This is a genomic window from Ruegeria sp. HKCCA6837 (assembly GCF_013034475.1).
GTDB lineage: Bacteria > Pseudomonadota > Alphaproteobacteria > Rhodobacterales > Rhodobacteraceae > Ruegeria.
The window spans coordinates 150,125-175,652 of record NZ_WQGD01000008.1 but is presented as its reverse complement, the minus strand read 5'-3'; the positions used below and the strand labels follow the sequence as shown (position 1 = coordinate 175,652).

The window sequence follows — 25,528 nt, the reverse complement described above, 5'->3', positions numbered from 1 at the left end:
ACTTTCATTCAACCTTGGGCATCAATGGAAAACCGCATCAGTCGAGCCCCGGCCAAAACAGGGACGCAACTTGGTTTTGATACACAAAATACTTGCAATCATAGGTCTTATTTTGACTTCGCAAGCTGCGCTGGCTCAGGATCGCGCTGAAGTTGAACGTCAATTCCAAACCTGGTTGCAAGAGGTGGTCTGGCCAAAAGCGCGTTCCAAAGGGGTTTCACGGGATACGATGCAACAGGCGTTTTCTGGCGTAACCCTGAACTGGAAACTGCCAGATCTGGTCCCGCCCGGACAAAAGGCCAAGACACCGAAAAATCAGAAACAGGCCGAGTTCGGCTCGCCTGGCCGGTACTTCAACTCAGGATCCGTTCAGGGTACTACCTCTGTTGGGCGCAAGATGGCAAAGCAGCATTCCGCAATACTTGCCTCGATCGAGCGCGAAACCGGAGTGCCCGGCCGCATAATTCTTGCGATTTGGGGCAGAGAGAGCGGGTACGGACAGGTGCCCATCCGCCACGACGCGTTTCGCGTTCTGTCGACCAAAGCGTTCATGAGCACGCGTGCCGAGTATTTTACAAACGAGTTAATTGCGGCGCTTCAAATAGCCGAGGCTGGTTATTTACCTGCCCGGGACATGAAAAGCAGCTGGGCGGGTGCATTGGGTCAGCCACAATTCATGCCATCCAATTATTTGACCTATGCAAGAGACGGCGACGGGGACGGCCGGGTTGACATCTGGGGATCGCCCGCTGACACAATTGCGTCCATCGGCCATTATTTGGACCAACATGGATGGCTAAACGGTCGAGACTGGGGTTTCGAAGTTTCCGTTCCCGCGAATGTGTCCTGCGCTTTGGAAGGGCCCGATCAGGGCCGACCCATTCACGAATGGGAAAAAATGGGGATACGCCGGATTTTAGGCAGGCCCTTTCCGGGCCATGAGCGTGACGGCCTCGGCTATCTGATGATGCCAGCTGGGCGCCATGGACCGGCCTTTCTGGTTACACCAAATTTCTATGTGCTCAAAGAATACAACAATAGCGATCTATACGCTCTGTTCGTTGGGCATGTTGGCGACCGCATTCAATTCGGTGTCGGCGATTTTTCTGGGCAATGGCGTCCGGTCGGTGGGCTGTACCGTTCTGACATCGCTGCAATGCAGCGGACCCTCGAGAAGATGGGCCATGACGTTGGCGGTGCCGATGGTTTGCCAGGTTTCAAAACACGCCGCTCGATTGGTCGGTGGCAAACGGCTTCGGGCCTTGCGCCAACTTGCTCTCCAGAACCTGCGATGAAAGCACAACTGACCCCCTAAAGGTGTTCTTACAACTTGATTAGCTGCTTGGGCTAAAATCACTACTGTCACGTCGGGCACCCTGCGGAACCCCAATGCGCACAATCGACAAACCCGAACCACGTCCATTGGAATGATTTTGAGTGGATTGTTGCTGATTTCACAACAGAAGAACGGGGACCGGCATATGCCTCTTATAAAATCACTTTTCCTCAAGAACGGCCTCAAAACTCCTACCCAAGTTTCGTCGTGCCCCTTTTTCATCCCCCCAAATACTTCGAGAACAATTGGATCACACAGTTTTTTTCACCGCACCAGGACACCGGAAGGCTTATGTAAAAAGCATATAGTTATGAATAAGATGCTTCCCGTAAGCCTAGATTTTTCAGATACCCAAAGAGACACCCAACTTTTGCCAGATAGCCGGAACTCAGGCTTGGACCGGCTGAACTTCAACCGTAACCAGTTCACAGCACGCAGATCGGGGACACTGTAAATATCGTGAAAAGACGCCAATTATCACTCGAATCCGGTACCACGATGAAAGAGCTCGTTTTGACACCGGCCAGACAAGGTGGCACGATTTGACCAATTGCCACCCAGGCTATCGGGTCTCATTGATTGATAGAGTTACGCAGCCTATGAGAACATGTCGGATCAATTCCGCTTTTCCGGCTGAATTTAAAAATTGAGAGGCATCATGACACGCAAGGTCACCAAAGCGATTTTTCCAGTTGCAGGTATGGGAACGCGGTTTTTGCCTGCAACCAAGTCGGTCCCAAAAGAGATTATGACTTTGGTAGACCGCCCGTTGGTGCAGTACGCCATCGACGAAGCACGTGCCGCAGGCATTAAGGAATTTATTTTTGTCACTTCTCGCGGGAAATCTGCGCTCGAAGACTATTTTGACCACAATCTCGTGTTAGAGCAGGAATTGAAGGCCAAGAAAAAAGACAAGCTGCTTGAAATCCTAGACAAGACGAACATGGAAAGCGGCGCGATTGCCTATATCCGTCAGCACAAAGCTTTGGGTCTTGGACACGCCGTTTGGTGCGCCCGCCGCCTAATTGGAGATGAACCCTTTGCCGTCATGCTGCCTGATGATGTAATCGCTGCAGACAAGCCGTGCCTTCAACAAATGATAGAAGCCTATGAGGAAACCGGCGGCAACATGGTCGCGACCATGGAGATTTCTCCCGAAAAAGCAAGCGCTTACGGGGTTTTGGATGTCGGTGACAGCATCGGCCCTGCCATCCCGGCCAGAGGAATGGTCGAAAAACCCGAGCCGAACGAAGCCCCCTCTAACCTAGCCGTTATAGGACGCTACGTTCTGCGCCCATCTGTGCTGAACAACCTGAATACTATGAAAACCGGCAGTGGCGGTGAAATCCAGCTGACCGATGCCATAGCGGAAGACATTGCAGATGGGGTCCCTGTTTTTGGCTACAAATTTGACGGTCAGCGCTTTGATTGCGGTTCAAAATCGGGCTTTTTGCAAGCCACAGTAGCTTTTGCGCTGGCTCGTGCCGATTTGCGCGATGACCTGAGTCAATACCTGAATGATATTGTCGCCACCGGAAAAGCAGCCCAATAGTTAAAAGCCATTTCATCGAGTACGATTAATGAAGTACATTCAGTGGTTACCAGTTCAAAGGCAAACGCAGTGACGATTACAGTTCATCCTGTCATTCTTTGCGGAGGATCAGGGACACGTTTATGGCCTCTGTCGCGCAAGAGTTATCCCAAGCAGTTTGTTCCGTTGGTGGGAGAAACCACACTTCTACAAGATTGCGCAGAACGCATGCTTGGGCCATCAGAAGCGCCATATGCAAAGCCGCTGGTTCTGACGAATGAGGCCTTCCGCTTTATCGTCCCGGAACAACTGGCCGAAGTTGGCATTGACCCCGGACCAATTCTGATTGAACCAGAAGGGCGCAACACAGCCCCTGCTATTCTGGCTGCTGCCCTCTATCTTGCATCCCGCAACCCGGACGCGATCATGCTTGTGGCTCCGTCAGATCATGTGATTCCAGACAAGACCGCGTTCCACAAGGCGGTCGCCGAAGGCGCGCGCGCCGTCAGCGAACGTGGTGATCTGGTGACGTTTGGCATTACGCCCACACGTCCGGAAACGGGGTACGGGTACCTCAAACTCAGTCACGCACCGGATTCGAGTGAACGCGCGGTTCCGCTGGATTGTTTTGTCGAAAAACCAGACGCTGACACCGCACGGTCAATGTTGGAAGACGGCAGCTATTTGTGGAATTCGGGTATTTTTCTGTTTGCGGTGCGCGACATCGTGGCTGCATTCGAACAACATGCAGGAAGTTTGATCGCACCTGTGCAAAAAGCCGTTGCCGAGGCAAAAACCGACTTGGGCTTCCTGAGGTTAGACCGTGCCGCTTGGGCCGAAAGCGCAGACATCTCAGTCGACTATGCGGTCATGGAAAAAGCGGAAAATCTCAGTGTGGTCCCATACTCCGCTGGATGGTCTGATGTCGGAAGCTGGACCGCTGTACAAGAACTGTCGGATGTGAATGAAGATGGCGTGGTGACAAATGGTGACGTCACCGCTATCGAATGCCGAAACGTTCTGATACGATCAGAATCGCCCACACAGGAAGTGGTCGCGATGGGGCTTGAGAACGTTATAGCGGTTGCGATGCCAGATGCAGTTCTTGTTGCCAGTATGGACAAGGCACAGGATGTAAAACAAGCCGTAACCGCGTTGAAGGAAAAAGGGGCGAAACAGGCAGAGACGCTGCCGGTAGATCACCGCCCGTGGGGATGGTTCGAAAGCCTTGTGGTCGGTGACAGGTTTCAGGTCAAGCGGATCCACGTCCATCCGGGTGCCGCGTTGAGCCTTCAGTCCCATCACCATCGATCCGAGCATTGGATTGTGGTCAAGGGCACCGCCAAAGTCACCATCGACGAGAAAGAGCAACTGGTGAGTGAAAACCAATCCGTCTACATCCCATTGGGCGCCACACATCGGATGGAAAACCCAGGCAAAGTTCCTATGGTCCTGATCGAAGTGCAGACGGGCGCTTATCTGGGTGAAGACGACATCATTCGCTACGAAGACATTTATTCCCGCGAGTAATTGGCGAAAGCTCCTGATCTAATCTGGCTGGGCTCTCCTGGCTTGACGATCAATAGTAAACAACAGGTTTTCCGGGCGGTCGGCCCGGTCACAAAGGTTTGACGCGCTTCGCGGCAGTGTAGCGCGCAACCGATGTTTCGGGCCGACAGCTACAGGAGGACCCTCGTGTCACAAACCTCACCCCGACTGAACCTTCCCTTTCTGCAACCATCACAGGCGCAAAAACACGTCACTCACAACGAGGCTCTGCGAAGACTTGATCTGATCGTGCAATTAACGGTCCGCTCAACGAACGCAAATACACCGCCAGTGGTTCCCGAACAGGGCGAGGTTCATGCGGTTGGGGCCTCACCAACAGGTGACTGGGTGGGGCACGCCGGGGACCTTGCCGCCTGGTTGGACAATGCGTGGCATTTCGTGACCCCGTCTTCAGGTTGGCGCGCCTGGGACGAAAGCACTGGCGAATTTCAACTTTGGGATGGCACAGCCTGGGCCCCTGTGCCCGTTAACATGCAAAATCTGGATGGCGTCGGCGTATCGGCACCTTCGGACACAACAAACCGCCTCACAGTGCGAAGCCCCGCCACCTTGCTGACCCACGAGGGCAGTGGGCATCAGCTAAAAATTAACAAGGCCAGCTCTGGTGATACTGCATCACTTCTGTTTCAGTCGAACTGGACAGGTCATGCCGAAATGGGTCTGTCCGGCAGCACTGGGTTTTCCATCAAGGTGTCCCCCGACGGTGCGAGCTGGACAGATGCGTTGAGCTTTGATCCCAACACCGGAGCAGCCACAGGTGCAGCCGTCCAAAGTGACGCGTCCGACACCACCGCTGGCCGCCTTATGCGAGCAGATTTCGGTTACGGCCCCGGTAACCTTTTGGGCTCGGTTTCTGAGAACACTGGCACACCTACCGGAGCCGTCATCGAACGTGGCCATAACGCAAACGGAGAGTACGTTCGGTTCGCCGATGGGACCCAGATCTGCACGTTCACACTGCCCGCGGTTGATTGCACCAATACTGAAGGTGCTCTGTTCGCCAGTTCAGCACTGACCTGGGATTTTCCCATCGCCTTTGCTGCGACACCCTGTGTGAGTGGAAGCGGAGGCGCAGTTGATCGGTTTATCGGTTTGGATACACCCGACACAACACAGGTTAACTGCAAGGTGCTGTCGGTCCTTTCAGATTCCTCGGCACTGTCTGCGACCGTAATCGCGGTCGGGCGTTGGTACTGACAGAATCGGCCGCCCGCCCCTTGTATCGGGCGGCTGTTTTTCGAATTGGTCTAAGTTGGTCTGTTCCGGAAGTCACGTGGGAGCCCACGAAGTCCATCTTTGCGACCCTGGTATTTAACTGAACCGTCCCCTTTCAACAAAACGTCACTTTTGACCTTATTGGTTCGAAAGCGGCCGATTTTCGGAACCATGTCCCGATTTCCAAAGGACCGTCGCAAAACCAAAGGCTTCATAGCTTTTGATAGCTCCGTCAGTGTCATGCTAACCTTGGTTCGGCTCGGCGACTTTGTGGCCAAGATCTTGAGCAATGGATACCTTAGCGCACGTCTAATCCCATGTAATTAATATTCCTTATTCGATGAGATCTCGGTGAAATCAGTGCTGTCTGACCCGAATATCCGCGACCACAGGCATCTTTGTCTTCGACGCGCACTCAAATAATTCAATGCCCTTATTGCATCAAAAACAACGAGACTCTATGGGATGCAGCCTGAGGCCTCTTTGAATCATTGAATTTGGCGCCCATTTCTTCGATTGTTCGCACATTGTCGGCAGGTATTGGTAAAAAAGGATTAAATGATGCGTATTGCGATGATCGGAACCGGTTACGTTGGCCTTGTGTCCGGCGTGTGCTTTTCGGATTTCGGTCACGATGTGATTTGCGTCGACAAGGCAAACCAAAAGATCGACATGCTCAAAGCCGGACGGGTTCCAATTTACGAGCCGGGCCTGGATGTTTTGATGGCCAAAAACGTGGCTGCTGGTCGACTGAGTTTTACCACTAATCTGGCAGATGCGGTGGATGGAGCAGATGCCGTCTTCATTGCGGTGGGCACACCAACCCGGCGCGGTGATGGCCATGCAGACCTGACCTATGTCATGGCCGCCGCAGAAGAAATCGCAAATGCCGTCACTGGCTATACGGTGATCGTCACAAAATCGACCGTACCCGTTGGCACCAACAGACAGGTACAAGAGGTGGTTGCCGCAGCTAATCCAAAGGCGGATTTTGATGTCGCGTCCAATCCAGAGTTTCTGCGCGAAGGTGCCGCAATTGACGATTTTATGCGCCCCGACCGCGTTGTCGTGGGCGTTGAAAACGACCGCGCCGCCGAAGTGATGGCCGAAATCTACCGCCCTCTCTACCTACGAGATTTTCCGATCCTGACAACCGATCTGGAAAGTGCCGAGATGATCAAATATGCCGCAAACGCGTTCTTGGCGACCAAGATCACCTTTATCAATGAAATCGCGGGCCTGTGCGAAAAAGTTGGCGCAGATGTCAAAGAGGTATCCCGAGGCATGGGCCTGGACGGGCGGATTGGCAACAAGTTCCTGCACGCCGGACCCGGCTATGGCGGGTCGTGCTTCCCCAAAGACACTGCGGCACTGGCGCGGATTGGCCAGGATCACGCGCATCCGATGCAGATTACGGAAACCGTCATTCGCGTGAATGACGAAGTCAAAAAGCGCATGATCGAAAAGATTCGCGAAGGTTGTGATGATCGCTTCAACGGCAAAACCATTGCCGTTCTGGGTGTCACGTTCAAACCCAACACGGATGACATGCGCGACGCGCCGTCATTGTCCATTGTCCCCGCCCTGATCGGCGGAGGAGCAAAAGTACGCGTCGTAGATCCACAAGGCAAATCTGAGGGTGAAGCTTTGTTGCCTGGTGTTGACTGGTGCGATGATCCTTATGCGGCAGCAAAAGGGGCTGATGTGCTGGTTCTGCTGACCGAATGGAACGAATTCAGGGCTTTGAACCTTAGCGATTTGGCCGCGGCGATGAGCACCCCCAGAATGGTGGATCTGCGCAATATCTACTCAGAAAGCAAAACCCTGAAGGCAGGTTTCGAAACCTATGTCGGGGTCGGGCGCTGAGCTTACCCGATCTGGTCGTTTGTCTTTGACCGGTGCCTCTTCTAACTCGGCCAACTTACCCTGATGCTTCGCAGCAGAATGAGGGGTTACGTCTGGATGTAAACCCCAATCCTTTGCCGGGTCGTTTCGGGCTCGGCAAAGGACTGGTGCGGCTTTACTCGCCCGCCCAGATCTTGCGCCTGCGTTCTTTAACCATTTCGTTGCCCTCGTCCGTGCCGTCGTGGAACGTGTTGAACCACTCATCCCAAGGCGTTTCCCAGGTGCCGTAGTTGCAATCGAAGAACCTGTGGTGCAGCTGGTGAAAGAAATCCCCGACTTGAAACTTGGCTTTGTTGCCAAGTTTCACATGCTCGAATCCGGCATGAGAGGTCGGCGCGCCAATGCCGTGATGAAACAGCAGGAAGATGGCGTGGACCGGATGCGACGGCAGAAGGAAAAAGATCATCGTGTCGAACATCAAAAAGAAGCTTTCGACGGGGTGCATAGCAAGGCCAGACCACGGGCCAGTATTGATGTTGCGGTGATGCCAGGCGTGCACTTTGGTATAAAGCGGGCCGACATGCAGCAGACGGTGTAGCCAGTAGAAATGAAATCCAGCCCAGATCGGGACAAAGATTACAACCGCGATGAACCATGTCAGATTGCTGTCGAATGTGATCATGGTGATCCAGCCGTTGGCATAGGAATACAGGATCAGGCATTCCCAGAACGTCCAGAAGGTCAGCGCCGGGCCTAAGGTCCAAAACATATTGTCCCAGACCTGGTTCTTAAAGGTAAAGACCTTTGCGCCCTTCATCATCGGACGCATGTCATAGCGGTATTCGTCCTGCTGGGTGCGGAATTTCCACAGTGCCAGATGCAAGCCACCTGCAACCACCATTAGAATACAGAAATTCCTAAACCAGATCTCGGCCACCCAATCCCAACTGAACGTCTGGATCCGGACGAGTGACGGGGTCAGGTAATTCCAGGTGATGATGGCAAAGACCAGCAGCAGCGCGCGCAGCGCCAATGGGTTCCAGCTTTGCAGCAGGTACCGCAGGGTCGCCACGGGTTTGATAGGCCAATCCCAGTACGGAGACGTCTGAATTGGCAATTGCGGTGTAAAGTTCCAGATTTTGCGCTTGGGACGCGGAGGCAAAGCAGGTTCTGTCATGGTGTGGCTCGTTCATGCTGTTCGCTGCCAGCACGCTAGAGCAACTTTGGCAAGGTTCAGCACGGTTTGTCTTGCAGGTCAGGGCAAGCTTTGCTTAGCCTGTAAAAATGTCGTCCCGTATACCCTCTCTCAACTGGTTACGCGTGTTCGAAGCTGCCGCACGTACCGAAAGCTTTGCCCGGGCGGCGATGCAGCTGAACATGTCCGCCGCGGCCGTCAGCCAACAGGTCAAAGCGCTGGAAACCCAACTGGGCACCCCTCTGTTCCACCGCCACGCCCATGCCGTTACCTTGACCGAGTCCGGGCGGGCCTACTTGCCGTCGGTGCAACAGTCACTGTTGATGCTGGAAACCGCCACCACCGGCCTGTTTGGAGAAACACGGGAGCAGCGACTTTACGTGCAGTCTGTGTTGCTTTTCGCCCATGGAATCCTCGCCAAGGGCCTTTCACTATTTCAAGCCGGGCATCCTGATATCAACTTGTCACTGGCCACCGGAAACATCGTTTCGGATTTTGCCAATCGATTTACCGATTTGCAGATTGTTTTTGGCAACCCTGCTCTGTTTGGCACCGAAGGTGATGAGCTGGTTCGAGAAGTTCTTTACCCTGTTGCACCACCTGCAGTCACTGCACAGATCAAAACCCCACAAGACCTGCTGGAGCACACATTGATCGAGGTCTCAACGCACCGCGCAAGTTGGCCGCATTGGTTCGAAAGCCTACGCTTGCCTTCAGGACAGGCACGGTATTTCTTTGCAGACAATTCGATCATGGCAGCAGAACTGTCAGCCAGCGGGATGGGTATCGCCCTTGCCCGCGCGCCTGCTTCGGATCGGATCACAGAAAGGACGGGTCTGGTGCCATGCCTACCGGAGGCTGCAGTCGCAGGACAAGAAGCATACCACCTGATCTACCCATCGCTTGCAACCATGCGCAAACCCGCCCGCATCTTTCGTGACTGGCTGCTAGACTATAGCGCCGCTGTCCAAACGCGATAACGCCCTTGCCCTGTGACCTCTCGCACCAAACCTCGGCGGCTGAACAAGTCGAAATTGCGCTGAACCGCCGCGCGCGACGCTTCGGTCAGATCTTCGGCCAAAGGGGCTGACACCATGGGCCACGAGGCCAGCGCCTCAATCAGGCGTGGTGGCGTGCGCCCGCTCAGATCTTGCGTAACGTCCCGGGCTTTGACCTCCCAGGCACTGATCCGGTCGAGATGCAACAAACCGGAAAGGGCCGCTTGCCCGGCCCCTCGTATCCAGGCCCTCAACTTTTCTGTCGGTTCACCTGCCCCACGCAAGGCACCTGGGCCAGACAAGGCCAGCGGCATAAACAGGGCCCCACCGCGCCCCATGGACGCAGCGTGCCGCGCCGCAATCACGGCGGCCTCTGTGTCTTGTCCAATGCCCTGCGCGATCGCGCGCCATGCATGAAACGCAATTGCCGATTGCGTCACCGGATGCAAACCTTCAGCGCTTTGCATAACTTCCGCCAAATCCACAACAGCCTCGGGTGCGGCATCAGAACCCTGCGCCAGACGGTCCAGAAACGCGGTCAACCCGCTTTCCCATCCCCCTTCCGCAGGAGCAGCGCCCGAGCTTAATCGGCGCACAGCCCAACCCGCACGGAACAATGCTTGCACGTCGTCGTGGGTCGCACCAATGCGTAGGCCAGTCCACAAGGCCAATCGGTCCACGCTGACCCGATCACCAGTCCACCAGCCCAGATCAGACGTCTCCATCAAAGCCAGACGATGGGTCCACCCTTTAGGGCCAGCACGCAACCGTTCGTCCAGCGCCCCAAACGTCAGCGCCAGATCCGCTAGCTCTGCCGACAGGTCTGACTGCGCTGCCCGCCATTCACGCGGGTCAAACAACAAACGCCGATCAGATCGGGGGCCGGGCGGGAAGTAATCCTCGTCGTCCACCTCATCGGGTGGCAAAAACCACAAATCCTCTTCTTCGGTCGGATCACCGTCAAAAATACTGGCCGGGCCGAGATCTTCGGCCTCATCCTCCGCAAGTGGCATGGGTTTCTTCGAATTCATACCGGCATTCTTCGGGCATTTGCACCGGTTCACAAGAGGCTTTCCAAGAGTTTCTGATCAGCCTGCAAAGGTCCGGGTCAGAACGTCCAACTCATCCTGCAAATCAGTCTGCGGCGAATTGCCCAACAGCATGTACCCGTAGCCATCTTGCGCCCATGTGGCTGTCGCCAACCCACTCAGCACCGCTTGCTTGATCTCAGCCGGTGGGGCATCTGGCCCCTGACGAAGAACACAAAACGCAAAGGGTTGGCCTTGTTCATCCGCAAAAACAACCTGGATCAGAGGCTTACCTTTGAAGGACAGAACTTGCGCCCGTTTCAGCTCTAACCCCGGCAAGGATTCCAGCGTTTCACGGTTCAAAGACCGCCCAAGCTGTGCCTCAGCCATTTCAAATTGCTTGTCTAGCGATTTGGTTGAACTGTCTAGCGAGGCTATGGTCTCGGGCACGTAAAGCGACTGATAGATCGCAGCTTGCTGTGCCCAGCCCAGGTCTGCCGGTCGAGTGGCCCAAAAGGTCACGGCAACGGCAGCAATCGCCGCACTCGCTGCGACTGCAACAAGGCGCAGACCACTGCCGCGCGCAGCTGGCATCACCGGATCGGGCATCTCGATAGCTGGCGCCTCAGCCGGAAGTTTCTCAAAAACATCACGAACAATTGGCGCAAATGGATCCAGCGCCATCAGTCGTTGTTCCAGCGTGGTGTCGGTCTCGACCGCAGCCTCAATAGCGCGGCTCTGAGCCTCATCCAAGGTGCCTTCCAGATACGCCACCAGCGTTTCGTCGGAAAACGTCATTTACCACTCCGTCGCGCGGTGTCCGCCGCATCGGGCTGCATCACCGCTTTCAGTTTCTGCCGGGCATTCGAAAGCCGGCTCATAATCGTACCGATGGGAACTTCCAGCAAGGCAGCGGCTTCGCGGTAACTGTACCCTTCGACGAACACAAGCAAAACCGTTTCCCGCTGCGCTTCTGGAAGCTGCATCACTTGTGTAAACACTTCAGTGACGAAAATATTCGTTTCTGTGTCCGACCCTGTCGCCACAAGGTCTGCTTCGGGCGTTACCGACAATGCCTGCGCCCGACGGACCGAGCGTGATCGCACTTCGTTCAGCCAGATTGACCGGCAGATTGTCATCAGCCAGCTGTCCAGACGATTATGCGGCGTGGCCTGATGATTACGCTCCAAAGCTCGAAGACATGTCGCCTGCAAAAGGTCATCCGCCACGTCAGACGCCCCAGACAATGCCAGCGCAAACCGCCAGACGCGTTTCGAGTGCGTCTGCACCGCATCGCGGACGGCCTGTTCGGAAGTCATTTCAGCATTCATCGAATAAATTGCGACCTATGTGTGTTTGGTTTTCACGGACCGGGCCCGCTCGGCAAAATTGTCATAAACCTCGGAGGAATGAAATGAAACTTCTGTTGAAAGCAGTCACGATTGCGTCGGCGATTGTTGCAACACCTGTTCTTGCCGGCACGTGGACTTTGGACAGCGACAACTCGCACTTGGCTTATGGCACCATAAAGAAAAACGCTGTGGGTGAGGTCAACAGCTTTAGCAAACTCAGCGGGCATGTGACCCAAGATGGTCACGCTGAAATCACCATCGACCTGTCATCAGTCGAGACCAATATCGATATTCGAAACGAGCGGATGATTGAATTTGTTTTTCGTAAAGCCGGTTCACAATGCTGACAGCTGACTTCGACATGGCCGAAGTATCCGGGCTGTCGATTGGCGAAACCACCACAGTAGATGCAGCATCCGGGCTGTCTCTGGTCGGCTCGGACGTTTCTTTCGACACAGAACTGTTTGTCGCGCGGCTATCCGAAACTTCGGTCCTGGTCTCCACCAATGATATGGTGTTCCTCAGCGCAGAAGATGCCGGTGTGAACGCAGGTGTCGACAAGCTGATGGAATTGGCAAACTTGCCAAGCATCACCCGAACAGTTCCTATCACGGCCCGGCTGATCTTTCACTCTGACAGCAAACAGGCCGCCGCAACACCAGCAGCAGAAACTGCGGCCGTTTCAGCCGCCGCGTCAGGAGACATCAAGGCAGGGAAAAAGGTTTTTCGCAAATGCAGCGCCTGCCATAAACTGAACGAAGGCAGTAACGCTGTCGGCCCTTCCTTGCATGCCGTTATTGGCAAGCCAGCGGGCCAGGTTGAAGGCTTCAAGTATTCCGCTCCTATGCAGAACTCTGGCATAGTTTGGACACAGGAAAACTTGACTGCATTTCTGGCCGATCCCAAAGGCTTCCTCCCTGGAAATCGGATGCAGTTTCGCGGTCTGAAAAAAGACGAAGAAATCGTCAACTTGTTGGCATATCTGCAGAGCGAAAGCTAAGTTTTACCGAGCTTCGGCCTTGATTCAGTCGCGCGGTCACCCGCGAACTAATGATCAGGCGATCCTGTTTTCCTTTTGAAGCGCAAAAAAAAACGCGCGCTCCGGTTTACTTGCTTTTGGTTCGTGGCCCGCATTGTACTTGTTTCATCCCATTGCAGCCCCTATCTACGTCTTCGCACGAACAACAGCTGGCATGAGCCTCACTGACGCAGCCCGGTATATGCCCTTTTGGCCCGGCAAGTTTTAGGGTATCTGAACGTGCGCAACGTTTCACGATTTGGAGAACGCAATGATAACGCGCGCCTGGAAAAAATGGCGATCAGGCTATATGGGCCGCCTTGTAGGCGAAAGCTTTTATGCTCAAGGCCCCCTATACGGCGTTGCGATTTTGGCAATGATCGTGGTCGCCGTCACAACGGCCGGGTCGGCCTATATGATGGAATATATCGTTGACGCAATGACCAGCCCGGAGCTGCGGGGATGGGCGCAGATGATTGCGTTGGCAGTTGTGCTGCTGTTTCTAACCAAGGCGGTTGCCTCGTATGTTCAGGCCACTTTTCTGGCGCGCGCGGGCAACCGGATCGTAGCCCAGCAACAGGAAAAGGTGTACCGCAAACTGCTTCGGCATGGCGTGTCTTTTTTTAGTGCAAATGAGTCGTCAGATCTGCTGATGCGCACGACCAATGGTGCGCAAGCGGCGCGGAATTTGATCGATGTATTGGTGACTGGCTTTGTTCGTGACGCCCTGACGCTGGTCGGATTGGTGGCTGTGATGGTATATCAGCAGCCAGTATTGTCGGTGATGTTCTTTGTTGTGGGTCCTATTGCCCTGTTGGGAGTGCGCTATTTGCTGAAAAGCGTTCGCTCGATCATGCAGGGCCAATTCAAGTCGCTGGCCGAAATTATCCGCGTGCTGCAGGAAACTTCGACGGGTATCAAAGTCATCAAGGTCTTTTCGCTGGAAGACAGAATGATTGACCGGATGGAAACCGCCATCCGTAAAGTCGAGCAACGCTCGAACGACATTGCAAGGCTTCAGGCAATCGCCAGCCCATTGATGGAGTTTCTGGCAGGTCTTGCCGTTGCGGGCGTGCTGATTGTCAGCACGATGGGCATCGCAGGGTCTGAGCAACCTTCTGCTGGGCAGCTTATGTCCTTTATCACGGCCTTGCTGATGGCCTACGAGCCGGCAAAACGCCTGTCGCGCATGCGCGTCCAAATCGAAACCAGTATGATAGGTGTCGGGTTGTTGTTCAGCTTGCTCGATTCGCAAGACACAATGGTTGAAAACCCCGAAGCCCGCGACTTAAACAACGGTCCGGGTCACATTGCCCTGCGCAATGTAACCTTTGGGTATCAAGGCGCGGTGCCCGTGATAGAAAACATGAACGTCTCGTTCGAAGCCGGTAAAACCACCGCCCTTGTTGGCCAGTCCGGTGGCGGTAAATCTACATTGTTCGGGCTGATCATGCGGTTTTATGACCCCGATGAGGGTGTTGTTGAGATTGATGGCCAGGATCTGCGAGACGTAAGCTTTGCTTCGCTGCGGCGAAAGATATCTTATGTTGGCCAGGACACCTTCTTGTTTTCGGCATCAATCATGGACAATTTGCGCTGTTCGGCTCCGGAAGCGTCCGATGAAGAAGTGTTTGAAGCGGCCAAAGCAGCGCACGCCCACGATTTCATCATGGAATTGAAGGACGGATACGGCACTCAGGTCGGTGAAAACGGAACCTTCCTGTCAGGAGGTCAAAAACAGAGGATAGCCATCGCGCGCGCCATACTGCGCAACGCCCAAATCTTGCTGTTGGACGAAGCCACCAGCGCCCTGGATGCTGAATCGGAATCGCTTGTCAAAAAGGCTTTGGATGCCTTGACCCAAAACGTGACCGTCATCGTCATCGCACACCGCTTGTCGACTGTGCTTGAGGCAGACAAGATTATCGTCGTTCAGGATGGTGCAATTGTTGAGCAAGGCAATCTGGATGAGTTGATGAAGAAAAGCGGTAGTTTTCGCACTTTGTTTGATCAACAATTCAAACAGCACACACCCACAAAAGAAGTCGCGGAGTAACCGCGACTTTAACTTTGCTTGGGGAAGCTAACTGCGTGGCCTAGAAAAAGCAATCCAGGCGAGGCCACCCTCGCCTGGGTTCTTCATACTTTACGCAACCAGATCAAAGCGGTCGTTGTTCATAATCTTGGTCCATGCTGCCACGAAGTCGCGCACGAACTTCTCGGCGTTGTCGTCCTGAGCATAAACCTCGGCATAGCCGCGCAGGATCGAGTTCGAGCCAAAGACCAGATCAGCACTGGTGGCCGTGAACTTGACCTCACCAGAGGCGCGGTCGCGCAGCTCATAAGTGCCGCCTTCAACCGGATGCCAGCTGAGCGACATATCCGTCAGGTTGACGAAGAAGTCAGTGGTCAGCTGTCCGACACGGTCGGTGAAGACACCGTGCGCCGATCCGCCATGGTTGGCGCCCAGAACACGCAGGCCGCCGACCAGAACTGTCATCTCAGATGCCGTCAGACCCAGCAATTGCGCGCGGTCCAGCATCATCGCTTCTGGCGACACGGCGTATTCCTTAAGCTGCCAGTTGCGGAACCCGTCAGCCAGTGGTTCAAGCACCGAGAAGCTGTCGGCGTCAGTCTGATCGTCCGTCGCGTCACCGCGACCAGCCGAGAAGGGAACCGCCACGTCAAAGCCTGCGGCCTTGATCGACTGTTCCAGACTAATATTGCCTGCCAGAACGATCACGTCAGCGATGGACGCACCGGTTTCAGCGGCAATCGGCTCCAGCACACCCAAAACCTTGGCCAGACGCTCAGGCTCGTTACCGGCCCAATCCTTCTGCGGTGCCAGACGGATGCGCGCACCATTTGCGCCACCGCGTTTGTCCGAGCCTCGGAAGGTACGTGCACTGTCCCAAGCGGTGGTGATCATCTCGACTGCAGTCAGACCGCTGTCCGCGATCTTTGCTTTGACCGCATCAACGTCATATCCGGTCGAACCGACCGGGATTGGGTCCTGCCAGATCAACTCTTCTGCCGGAACGTCCGGACCGTAATAGTTGACGCGTGGACCCATGTCGCGGTGGGTCAGCTTGAACCAGGCACGGGCGAAGGTGTCCGCGAAATAGTCCGGATCGGCCATGAATTTCTGACAGATCGCATTGTATGCCGGATCAACCTTCATCGCCATATCCGCATCTGTCATCATCGGAATCCGGCGGACAGACGGGTCGGTCGGGTCGACCGGCTTTTCATCTTCCGGCATGTCGATGGGCTGCCACTGATGGGCGCCAGCAGGGGATTTGCCCAGTTCCCATTCGTAACCGAACAAATAGTCGAAATAACCCATGTCGAACTTCAGCGGCTCTTTCGTCCAGGCGCCCTCAATGCCTGAAGTGAACGCGTTGGTTGCCTTGCCGTTCTGATCCGGGTTGTCCCAACCCAAGCCTTGACCGGACACCGGGCAGGCTTCGGGCTCGGCACCGATATTGTCGCCCGCCATAGCGCCGTGCGCCTTACCAACCGTGTGACCGCCGCAGGTCAGCGCTGCGGTCTCTTCGTCATCCATAGCCATGCGAGCAAAGGTTTCACGGATATGCAAAGCGGTCCGCGCAGGGTCCGGATTGCCGTTTACACCTTCGGGGTTCACATAGATCAGACCCATGTGCACCGCGCCCAGCGGGTTTTCCAACGTGCCGGGTGTTTCCAGATCGCCATAGCGGCTTTCGGATGGGGCGAGCCACTGGTTTTCCGAACCCCAGTACACGTCTTTTTCCGGGCCCCAGATATCTTCGCGACCAAAACCAAAGCCAAACGTTTTCAGGCCCATAGATTCATACGCAACGGTGCCCGACAGGACGATCAGGTCAGCCCAGGACAGCGCGTTGCCGTATTTCTTTTTCACCGGCCACAGCAGACGGCGGGCTTTGTCCAGGCTGGCATTGTCCGGCCACGAGTTGAGCGGAGCAAACCGGATGTTGCCCGACCCTGCGCCGCCGCGACCGTCGCCCAGCCGATAAGAGCCGGCCGAGTGCCACGCCAGACGGATCATCAGGCCGCCATAGTGGCCCCAGTCCGCCGGCCACCAGTCTTGACTGTCTGTCAGCAGCGCCTCGACATCGGCACGGACGGCTTTGAAATCCAGACCTTTGACCGCTTCACGGTGGTTGTAATCCGCATCCATCGGGTTGGTGCGCGTGTCGTGCTGGCTCAGAATGTCCAGGTTCAGCGCATCCGGCCACCATTTGGTGACTGAATTGCCTGTACCTGTGTTCCCGCCATGCATGACAGGGCAGCCGCCGGTTTGATGATTGTGAGGGTTACCGTCCATTGTAAATCTCCTGAGTATTTACCTAGGGGTTCAGATGCCTTGACTCGTACCTGACCCAAGCGATAAATGGAAATTTGTAATTTCTATCAATGTGATTAGCTTTTCAAATGAAGGCACTGACACTCAAGCACCTGCGTTATTTCGAGGCCCTTTCCACCCATGGTCACTTCGGCAAAGCCGCAGCTGCCAGTGCAATTTCGCAGCCAGCACTTTCCATTCAAATCAAAGAGCTAGAGGCCATCATGGGTGGCCCATTGGTCGAACGGGCGGCGCGTGTAACTCGCTTGACCGCCTTGGGCGAAGACGTGTTGAAGCACAGCCGTGAAATTCTGACCCGAGTCGAGGACTTGGGCAAGCTGGTGCAATCCCCGTCCGGCCCGCTGTCAGGCCGATTAAGGATCGGTGTAATTCCTACAGTTGCGCCTTATCTTCTGCCCTCGATTATCAAGGCCATGTCGCAGCGATTTCCGCAGCTGACGATTGAGCCCAAAGAGACCATCACCGAATCCGTGATCCGCGAAATACTGGACTCACGACTGGATGTCGGAGTCGTTGCCCTGCCGGTGTCGGAACCCAGTCTTCGAGAGTTCTCACTGTTCAACGAAGATTTTTTGCTGGTCCGCCCGGCGCGGGACGCCAGCCTGCCCATGCCAAGTTCATCGCAGCTCCGAACCATGCGGCTGTTACTGCTTGAAGAAGGCCACTGTTTCCGTGACCAGGCTCTGTCTTTTTGTTCGATCCGCAGTATTGAACCGCAACAGGTTATGGAGGGCAGCTCGCTTTCGACCCTCGTACAGATGGTTGGGGCAGGAATTGGCGTCACCCTGATCCCCGAGATGGCCGTTGGGTTGGAAACCCGTTCCGCTGATGTCGCTATTGCCCGGTTCCAGGACACCCCGCCGGCGCGAACAATTGGGCTAGTTTGGCGAAAAACCAACCCGCTGAGTGAAAACCTGCTCAAGATCGGCGCGATCATCCGCAAAACTGCGGAAGAGAACATTTTGAACACTGGGCACAGCGATCAGTCGGCAGCCGAGTGACCCACCTTTAAGCGCGACACGGCAGGTATTGCCGGATCATTGCATTTAGATGTCATTCGGAAAACACATCATAAGCTTTGAGCGCCTTGGCACTATACGCATACGACGGCCCGCCCCCCATATAGGTCGCCATGGCCAAAGCCTCGCACATTTCTGCGCGCGTGGCCCCCAAACGAACCAGAGAGCGCACATGGAACCCGATGCAACTGTCGCACCGGGTGGCGATGGCAATGCCCAGGGCCATGAACTCTTTGGTCTTTTCGCTCAGTACGCCATCGGTCTTGGCTGCCTTACCCATGATACCAAAACCCCGAACAGTTTCGGGAACTTCCTTTGAGAAAGTCCCGATATTGGCCTCGGTCTCGGCCATGAAGTCTTTCCAGTTCATGTCTTTACTCCTTATCCGCGCTCGTCTGCGCCCATGCGGCGTTCCAACCAGCGCACACCAGCACTGATGATCAGTACGAGGATCAAATATTCAAAGACCAGCAGTGTGTAGATTTCCAGCGGGCGGTATTCCGTCACCACCAATTCATTCGCGCGGCGAGTCAATTCCTGCATCCCGATGACGCTGGCGAAGGCGCTCATCTTGACGATGTAGATGAACTGGTTGGCCAGCGGCGGCAGAATACGGCGTATCGCCTGAGGAAGGATCACGTAACGCATGGTCTGCACGTAGTTCAAACCGATGGTTTGCGCCGCTTCACGCTGACCGCGCGCGATGGATTGAATACCCGCGCGATAGATCTCGGCCGTGAATGCGCTGTCTGAAATCGCAAGGGTAATGATTGCACCCCAGAATGGATCGATTGGGACGTTCATTCCCATCGACTGGAACACGATAGGCAATCCATAAAAAACCCAAAACAGCATCGGCAGCAGTGGAATGGCGCGGATGAATTCCACATAGACCCGGTTGACCAAACGCCAACCGCGTTTCTCGGACAGCCCCGGCAATGCCACCATCAGGCCCACTACAATCGACAGAACTGCCGCGATCAGCGATATCTGGATCGTCGCCCACATGCCCGAGACAAGGAATTTTACGTTGGTCCAGCCCGATGCCGTGGTGGGGTCAATCACATACCAGCCCCAAGTCTGGGACGAGGAACAACCCGCAAGCAACAGCAAGGACACTATCAAAAAAAGTTTTTTCATAGCCCCTCTCAGTGCTGCAGAATTTGCGACAGGAATTTACGGCACCGCTCGGATTGCGGGTTGGTGAAGAAATGTTCGGGCTTGCCTTCTTCGACGATTTCACCCGCGTCCATGAAGATCATCTTGTCGGCCACCTTGCGCGCAAACCCCATCTCATGGGTCACAACCACCATGGTCATGCCCTCGTTCGCCAACTCGACCATGACATCCAGCACCTCCGAGATCATCTCGGGGTCCAACGCCGAGGTCGGCTCATCAAACAACAGAACACGCGGCTCCATGCACAGGGACCGCGCAATGGCAACGCGTTGTTGTTGGCCACCGGACAACTGAATGGGTTTTTTGTCCGCCTGATCAGGAATGTGTACGCGCTCCAGATACAGACGTGCCTTTTCCTCGGCCTCCTTACGGCTCAGACCCCGCGCTTTGATCGGGCCCAGAGTCAGGTTTTCCAACACGGTCAGATGCGGAAACAGGTTAAACTGTTGAAACACCATTCCAACCTCGGACCGGATAGTCGCCGCAGATTTTGCGTCATCCGTCAGTTCGACCCCATCCACGCGGATGGTTCCTTTCTGGTGTTTTTCCAACTGGTTGATACACCGAACGACGGTTGACTTACCTGACCCCGAGGGCCCGCATATCACCACCTTCTCGCCGCTGTTGACCGTCAGGTTTATATCCTTGAGTACGTGAAACGTGTCGAACCACTTGTTCACGCCCACAAGTTCAATTGCGGCGTCTGGCATAAGCTGGTCTGCCCCTGTTTTAGTCAAGTTGTAATATTTTCTTGAGGTTATCTTTCTCTTTCGGGTTAAATCAATGATGAACACGGCGGCAAGACATAAACATCACCAACGGGAGAAAGCGATGAACACTTTTTTGAAAGCAGCGGCAGCAGCCGCGCTGGGTCTGGTATTGTCAGGTGCCGCACAGGCGCAATCCGCACTGAACGAGATTCTGGATTCCGGCGTGCTTAAAGTGGGCACCACCGGTGACTGGAACCCCATGTCGCTACGCGATCCGGCCACCAACAGCTATAAAGGCTATGACATCGACATCATGAACGAACTGGCCGCCGATCTGGGGGTTGAGGTCGAATATGTGCCGACCGATTGGAAAACGCTGGTAAACGGCGTGGTGGCGGGCAAGTACCACCTGACCGGTTCGGCCTCGATCTCTCCGCCGCGCATGAAGGTCGCCGGTTTCTCGGATAGCTATATTGCGGTGGAGTTGTTCCCATATACGACCAAGGATAAGGCGGACAAATTCGACGGCTATGATTCAATCAACCAACCGGGCGTGACGGTCGCCACAACTCTGGGCACCACGTTTGAAAAGCGCGTGCGTGAATGGTTCCCGAACGCTGAGATCAAAGTCGTGGAAGCCCCGGCCCGCGGTTTTCAGGAAGTGATCGCCGGGCGCGCGGATGTGTTCATCACATCGAACATCGAAGGCTCAACACTTGAGGCGAAGTTCCCTGTGGTCCGTGTCAAGAACGCGGGTCCCCGGTCGCCATCGCCCATCGCGATGATCCTGCCGCAAGGCGATCAGGTCTGGATCAACTACGTGAACAACTGGATCGAAGTGAAAAAAGCGCAAGGCTTCTTCGAAGCTAACCGCGAAAAATGGGGTCTCTGATCCATTTTCAGACATAACCAGCACTTTAGCGCCCGGCCTTCAGGATCGGGCGTTTTCCATTTTGACATGACTGAGCAAAGTGCTTCGCGCACCAATTTTCGATCAATATGTCCGCGGAACCAGACCGGCCTGAAACCATTGAATAAAAGAGACGATAGAAAACACGGGCAACCCAGTAGCCTGTTGGATATCGCGTGCATAGGGGCACATATTTGTGCATTCCAGCACGAATGCACCCAAGTCTGGGTTGTCTGATACCAAGGCCCGCGCCGCCTGAACATTATCTTCACGCGCTTTCTGAACATCCAGCCTTAGCTCATTTCCAAGGATCGCACGGGTGAACTCCTGCCCGCCTTCGGTTGTGCCAATCGGGGTATCCAACGGCACGTTGGCCGCCCGCAGATGATCTTTCGTCAGGGTCGAGGCTGAAATGGTCAAAACCCCTGCGCGCTTACCCGCAGGCAGAATGCGATTCACCATCTCGACCTGCATCAAGGACGATGTGGCCACCGGAACCGGGACGGCTTGGGCCAGTTCTTTCTGGAACAGGGACAGGAAACCGCAATTGGTGGTTATGCCATCCACACCATCCCTTACCAGATCCTGCGCCGCGTCGATGAACAGATCCAGCATCCCCTCGGCCCGGTGCCGAACCACCCGATCCGGCGAGGCATCACGGACGATGCGATAGAGCACCGGGAATGGCCAGGTCAGCGCGTTGCCCATGTCACCTGGGATTCTGGGGAATTGGGCATCCAGCATCAGAATACCAACCGATGCGCCGTAGATGGATTTTCCGCCTTGCGCAATCATCCCTCGACCTCCTCGATTATGCGGGCCGAGATTTCTTCTGACCCTTCCATGTAAATGCTGGAAATCCCGTGACGCACAGCGTCCTGCACCTGATCCATTCGCTTGGTGATATGAGCACCCAGAACATGCGCGGCCTCTTGCGCATCCCGTTCCATCAACGCCTGCATAACTCGCTTATGCTCGTCTTTTGAACGTTGCACCCGGTCCATACTCATGGAAATCCAACGGATATAGCGAATGCCCTCATTGATCCGCATCAGAGTTTGCAAAAGTTCCATATTGCCCGACAGTTTGGCTATCCCAAGATGAAACGCCTCATCCCGGCTGACTGCTTCTTCGACGGTTAGGCCGGTGATATCGATACCTGTTGAGTAAAGCTCATCCCGCAGATTCTGCAGGTCTTTGTCAGAGGCCTTGGAACACGCCGCACGCGCGGCGGCAGTTTCGATAATCTGGCGCAGTTCAAACAGGTCAAACACGCTTTGCGCATCCAACGGACGACAAAAAAACCCTTGCCCCGGGCGAAAATCAAACAACCGTTCTGCAACCAACCGGTTCAATGCCTCTCGTAAAGGGGTCCGGCTGACGCCCAGGTCCTTGGACAGGGCAACTTCGTTCAGGCGATCCCCAGGGCGCAGACGGAACGAGACCGCCATCGCCTTAACCTGATCATAGATGTCGTCGACCCTTGGACCCGCCATTAACCTGCCCTTCCTCTTGTTTGCCACAGGTGCCATAGGCAGCGCTTGAAATCAATATACAAAACTGTATACAGTTCTGCGTACAGCGTGGAATCGAGAGGCTCGTAGATCATGACAGGGACGAATTATCTGACCGGGGCAGAGGCTATGGTGCGTATGCTCGAGGCGCACGGCGTGAAGCACATGTTCGGCCTGTGCGGCGATACCACCTTGCCGTTCTATGACGCTCTGGCGCGCATGGATCACGGTATTCAGCACATTCTGACACGGGATGAACGGCACGCGGCCTATATGGCGGACGGTTACGCGCGTGTGACTGGGAAGCCCGGTGTCTGCGAAGGTCCCTCGGGCGGAGGTGCAACTTACATTCTGCCCGGCGTTGTAGAAGCCAATGAAAGTTCTGTTCCGATACTGGCGATCACCTCGGACGTCGCGACAACCAGCCGGGGCAAATACCCATTAACTGAACTGGATCAGCCCGCCCTCTTCAAGCCCTTAGCCAAGTGGAATACCTCGCTGGACGACGCCGCGCGGCTTCCGGCCATGGTGCGGGCAGCCTTCCGGGCAATGACAACAGGCACGCCGGGCGCCACGCATCTGGCCCTGCCGTTCGACACGCAAAAAGCGCAGGTGGATGAGGCCGAAATCTGGGCGGATGACAGACATCGCAGCTATCCTGCCGAACGCTCAGCCCCGGACATGGATGCGATCGAAGCGGCGGCGGATATTCTGGCACGGGCCAAATCCTCTGTTGCTGTCTGTGGCGGCGGGCCGGTTCTGTCAGGCGCAACCGAAGCATTGCGACAGGTCGCAAATTTGTTGGACATGCCCGTTGCCACAACCGTTTCCGGCCAGGGTTCCATCGCCGAAACCGACCCTCTGGCTTTGGGCGTTATCGGGTCTAACGGAGGTGTGCCCGCGACACGTGCTGTCGTGGATCAGGCGGATGTTGTCCTGTTCATTGGCTGTCGCGCCGGCTCGGTCACAACCGAACGGTGGAGAAGCCCAGGGCGTGATGCCACGATCATTCACATCGACAGCGATCCCATGGTGATTGGTGCAAACTACCAGACAGATGTGGCTATTTGCGCCGATGCCCGACTGGCGCTGGAAGCTCTGGCCCGCGCATTAGAAGGTCGCAAGGATCTGAACACACAAGGCGGGGCGGACAAAGCCCGCGCCGCGTGGGATGCCAAGCTGGCCGCTTTCGCGCCACTGGCCGCAAGTCGTGAAATGCCGATCCGACCCGAAGCTGTCATGGCTGCGTTGATGGATATTCTGGATGACGACGCAATTGTTGTGGCTGACCCCGGCACCCCCTGCCCCTATTTCAGCGCGCATTATCGTTGGCGGACATCGGGTCGGCAGTTCATCACTAACCGGGCGCATGGCGCTCTGGGCTATTCATTAGGTGCAGCGATGGGGGCACATGTCGGGCGTCCGTCGGTAAAGATCCTGGCCGTCATGGGCGATGGCTCGTTCGGCTTCACATGTGGCGAGTTTGAAACGATGGTGCGGCACAAAATGCCCATTACATCGATTGTCTTCTCAAACGCGGTCTTCGGCTGGATCAAAGCAGGTCAAGATGCAGGCTTTGGTCAAAGATTCTACAACGTTGACTTCAACCGCACAGATCATGCCGCAGTGGCGTCAGCCTTTGGCGTGAAATCATGGACGGTCAAAGACCCCGAAGACCTGCCAAAAATCCTGAAACAGGCTATTGCACATGACGGCCCCACGCTGGTCGACATCCATTCGCAACAGCTTCACGAAGCTGCTGCGCCAGTATCCGAATGGGTTGCGTAAGAGGCGATTGACGGTATCAGCTGATCCAGAAACTCCTGAGCGATCCTGGATAAGGGGCGACCTTTCGCTGTGATGATTGCAAGCTCCAACATGACCGCTGGCTTGAAAGGGCGGGTCTGATATCCGCTCTCTTCATCGAATGTAACGGTAAAGGGATCGATCATGGCGACCCCCATGCCTTGCTTCACAAAGCTCAGCAGGTTTTCTGACAAGTGTGTGTGAATCTGCGTACGCCATGTGCGCCCGGCACGTTGAAAGATGTCTCGAGTTTTTCGGTGCGTCTGGTGTTCCGGCCCCATCACAATAAAAGGCTCATTCTCCAGTGTTTCCGGTGTCAGAACGTCATGCGCCGCCAACGGGCTGTCTTGGGGAAAGGTCGCAAGCGTTTCAAATTCAAACACCTGATAATTCAACGTGTCGTGCAGGATCGGCATCTCGACAATGCCGATCTCAAACAAACCAGACGTAACCCATTCCTGAATCTTCGACGAATATTGCGACTGAAAGCTAACGGACAGGTTCGGGCGGCTTTCGGCAAACCGCGCGATCTCACGCGGCATGAAACCGAAGGACAACAGATGCGGCGCGGCGACCTGTAACTGACCCGGATGCTTGTTCTGCAAATCTGTCACCGCCTGTGCAACGTGATCCAACCCGCGCACAACCGTGTCGACCTCGCGGTACAACAGCTCGGCTTCGGGCGTGGGCAACAGACGCCCCTTGTTGCGTTCGAACAGAGGTAATCGCGCCTCGCGCTCCAATTGCGCCAAAAGGTTGCTGATGCCGGGTTGCGAGATGCCCAGAACCGATGCCGCTCCCGTTACGGTTCCGGTTTCCATGATGGCGTGAAAGGCTTGAAGCTGACGAAAGCGCAATGACATAGGTATAGTATCATTTTTTCTGATGAACTGTCGAAGATATAGTATTTGAAATGATATGCCGGTCAAGGCAGGCT

Annotated in this window: 23 protein-coding genes; 12 read left to right on the top strand and 11 right to left on the bottom strand. The window is 55.2% G+C overall.

All coding sequences use genetic code 11. The annotated features are described in order from the left end of the window. Window positions 1-112 precede the first annotated feature (112 nt). From GOV91_RS13210 to GOV91_RS13190, 5 genes are all read left to right on the top strand, one after another. Window positions 113-1,315, top strand: a complete 1,203-nt coding sequence (locus GOV91_RS13210) for a lytic murein transglycosylase (protein WP_254440667.1) — start codon at window positions 113-115, stop codon at window positions 1,313-1,315. Between the two features lie 679 nt (window positions 1,316-1,994). Then, window positions 1,995-2,888 carry a UTP--glucose-1-phosphate uridylyltransferase gene (locus GOV91_RS13205; RefSeq protein WP_171235862.1) on the top strand — a complete coding sequence of 298 codons (894 nt, stop codon included), beginning with the start codon at window positions 1,995-1,997 and terminating at the stop codon, window positions 2,886-2,888. Window positions 2,889-2,957: 69 nt separating this feature from the next. Further along, entirely contained in the window at window positions 2,958-4,397 is a 1,440-nt protein-coding gene (locus GOV91_RS13200) for a mannose-1-phosphate guanylyltransferase/mannose-6-phosphate isomerase (protein WP_171235861.1), read from the top strand. Between the two features lie 165 nt (window positions 4,398-4,562). Beyond that, window positions 4,563-5,633, top strand: coding sequence for a DUF2793 domain-containing protein (locus GOV91_RS13195; RefSeq protein ID WP_171235860.1), 1,071 nt, complete (start codon window positions 4,563-4,565; stop codon window positions 5,631-5,633). A 579-nt stretch (window positions 5,634-6,212) separates the two neighbouring features. Then, the gene (locus GOV91_RS13190) at window positions 6,213-7,517 is read left to right on the top strand and encodes a UDP-glucose/GDP-mannose dehydrogenase family protein (protein ID WP_171235881.1); all 1,305 of its coding nucleotides are present in this window, start codon (window positions 6,213-6,215) and stop codon (window positions 7,515-7,517) included. Between the two features lie 154 nt (window positions 7,518-7,671). On the opposite strand, the gene GOV91_RS13185 is transcribed toward GOV91_RS13190, so the two are convergent. After that, window positions 7,672-8,673, bottom strand: coding sequence for a sterol desaturase family protein (locus GOV91_RS13185; RefSeq protein ID WP_171235859.1), 1,002 nt, complete (start codon window positions 8,671-8,673; stop codon window positions 7,672-7,674). Between the two features lie 107 nt (window positions 8,674-8,780). On the opposite strand from GOV91_RS13185, the gene GOV91_RS13180 reads away from it, so the two are divergent. Beyond that, complete coding sequence (locus GOV91_RS13180) at window positions 8,781-9,671, top strand: LysR family transcriptional regulator (RefSeq protein WP_171235858.1); 891 nt, start codon at window positions 8,781-8,783, stop codon at window positions 9,669-9,671. On the opposite strand, the gene GOV91_RS13175 is transcribed toward GOV91_RS13180, so the two are convergent. From GOV91_RS13175 to GOV91_RS13165, 3 genes are read right to left on the bottom strand one after another with little or no spacing between them, the layout of a single operon-like run. Then, window positions 9,644-10,720, bottom strand: a complete 1,077-nt coding sequence (locus tag GOV91_RS13175; RefSeq protein WP_171235857.1) for a helix-turn-helix domain-containing protein — start codon at window positions 10,718-10,720, stop codon at window positions 9,644-9,646. The genes GOV91_RS13180 and GOV91_RS13175 overlap by 28 nt on opposite strands. Window positions 10,721-10,777: 57 nt before the next feature. Beyond that, complete coding sequence (locus tag GOV91_RS13170; RefSeq protein WP_171235856.1) at window positions 10,778-11,515, bottom strand: hypothetical protein; 738 nt, start codon at window positions 11,513-11,515, stop codon at window positions 10,778-10,780. Continuing rightward, on the bottom strand, window positions 11,512-12,036 hold the full coding sequence (locus tag GOV91_RS13165) for an RNA polymerase sigma factor (protein WP_254440666.1): 525 nt from the start codon (window positions 12,034-12,036) through the stop codon (window positions 11,512-11,514). Before GOV91_RS13165 ends, GOV91_RS13170 begins: the two co-directional genes overlap by 4 nt. A 95-nt stretch (window positions 12,037-12,131) precedes the next feature. Between GOV91_RS13165 and GOV91_RS22565 the strand changes: the two genes are divergently transcribed. From GOV91_RS22565 to GOV91_RS13155, 3 genes are all read left to right on the top strand, one after another. Further along, a complete protein-coding gene (locus GOV91_RS22565) occupies window positions 12,132-12,416 on the top strand; it encodes a hypothetical protein (RefSeq protein WP_217352030.1) in 285 nt (94 codons plus the stop codon). After that, window positions 12,410-13,069 (top strand): cytochrome c family protein, encoded by a 660-nt coding sequence (locus tag GOV91_RS22560; protein WP_254440665.1) that lies wholly within the window; start codon window positions 12,410-12,412, stop codon window positions 13,067-13,069. Before GOV91_RS22565 ends, GOV91_RS22560 begins: the two co-directional genes overlap by 7 nt. A gap of 289 nt (window positions 13,070-13,358) precedes the next feature. After that, on the top strand, window positions 13,359-15,143 hold the full coding sequence (locus tag GOV91_RS13155) for an ABC transporter ATP-binding protein (protein WP_171235854.1): 1,785 nt from the start codon (window positions 13,359-13,361) through the stop codon (window positions 15,141-15,143). Window positions 15,144-15,233: 90 nt separating this feature from the next. Here GOV91_RS13155 and katG read toward each other — a convergent pair whose 3' ends face one another. Continuing rightward, window positions 15,234-17,414 carry a catalase/peroxidase HPI gene (gene katG / locus GOV91_RS13150; RefSeq protein WP_171235853.1) on the bottom strand — a complete coding sequence of 727 codons (2,181 nt, stop codon included), beginning with the start codon at window positions 17,412-17,414 and terminating at the stop codon, window positions 15,234-15,236. A 107-nt stretch (window positions 17,415-17,521) separates the two neighbouring features. Between katG and GOV91_RS13145 the strand changes: the two genes are divergently transcribed. After that, on the top strand, window positions 17,522-18,454 hold the full coding sequence (locus GOV91_RS13145; protein ID WP_171235852.1) for a hydrogen peroxide-inducible genes activator: 933 nt from the start codon (window positions 17,522-17,524) through the stop codon (window positions 18,452-18,454). A 52-nt stretch (window positions 18,455-18,506) separates the two neighbouring features. Here the strand turns inward: GOV91_RS13145 and GOV91_RS13140 are convergent, their stop codons facing one another. The 3 genes from GOV91_RS13140 to GOV91_RS13130 are packed head-to-tail and all read right to left on the bottom strand — an operon-like array spanning window position 18,507 to window position 20,361. Continuing rightward, a complete protein-coding gene (locus GOV91_RS13140; RefSeq protein ID WP_171235851.1) occupies window positions 18,507-18,842 on the bottom strand; it encodes a carboxymuconolactone decarboxylase family protein in 336 nt (111 codons plus the stop codon). Between the two features lie 11 nt (window positions 18,843-18,853). Then, window positions 18,854-19,612, bottom strand: a complete 759-nt coding sequence (locus GOV91_RS13135) for an amino acid ABC transporter permease (RefSeq protein ID WP_171235850.1) — start codon at window positions 19,610-19,612, stop codon at window positions 18,854-18,856. Window positions 19,613-19,620: 8 nt separating this feature from the next. After that, window positions 19,621-20,361, bottom strand: a complete 741-nt coding sequence (locus tag GOV91_RS13130; RefSeq protein ID WP_171235849.1) for an amino acid ABC transporter ATP-binding protein — start codon at window positions 20,359-20,361, stop codon at window positions 19,621-19,623. A gap of 121 nt (window positions 20,362-20,482) precedes the next feature. Between GOV91_RS13130 and GOV91_RS13125 the strand changes: the two genes are divergently transcribed. Then, on the top strand, window positions 20,483-21,253 hold the full coding sequence (locus GOV91_RS13125; RefSeq protein WP_171235848.1) for a transporter substrate-binding domain-containing protein: 771 nt from the start codon (window positions 20,483-20,485) through the stop codon (window positions 21,251-21,253). A gap of 102 nt (window positions 21,254-21,355) precedes the next feature. Here the strand turns inward: GOV91_RS13125 and GOV91_RS13120 are convergent, their stop codons facing one another. Further along, complete coding sequence (locus GOV91_RS13120) at window positions 21,356-22,066, bottom strand: aspartate/glutamate racemase family protein (RefSeq protein ID WP_171235847.1); 711 nt, start codon at window positions 22,064-22,066, stop codon at window positions 21,356-21,358. Continuing rightward, window positions 22,063-22,767, bottom strand: coding sequence for a GntR family transcriptional regulator (locus GOV91_RS13115; RefSeq protein WP_171235846.1), 705 nt, complete (start codon window positions 22,765-22,767; stop codon window positions 22,063-22,065). The genes GOV91_RS13120 and GOV91_RS13115 overlap by 4 nt, the downstream gene beginning before the upstream one ends. Window positions 22,768-22,878: 111 nt before the next feature. On the opposite strand from GOV91_RS13115, the gene GOV91_RS13110 reads away from it, so the two are divergent. Further along, a complete protein-coding gene (locus GOV91_RS13110) occupies window positions 22,879-24,573 on the top strand; it encodes a thiamine pyrophosphate-binding protein (protein ID WP_171235845.1) in 1,695 nt (564 codons plus the stop codon). Here the strand turns inward: GOV91_RS13110 and GOV91_RS13105 are convergent. Beyond that, window positions 24,534-25,454: a LysR family transcriptional regulator gene (locus tag GOV91_RS13105; protein WP_171235844.1), complete on the bottom strand. Its 921-nt coding sequence runs from the start codon at window positions 25,452-25,454 to the stop codon at window positions 24,534-24,536. The two genes, GOV91_RS13110 and GOV91_RS13105, sit on opposite strands and share 40 nt — an antisense overlap. Window positions 25,455-25,528: the final 74 nt, after the last annotated feature.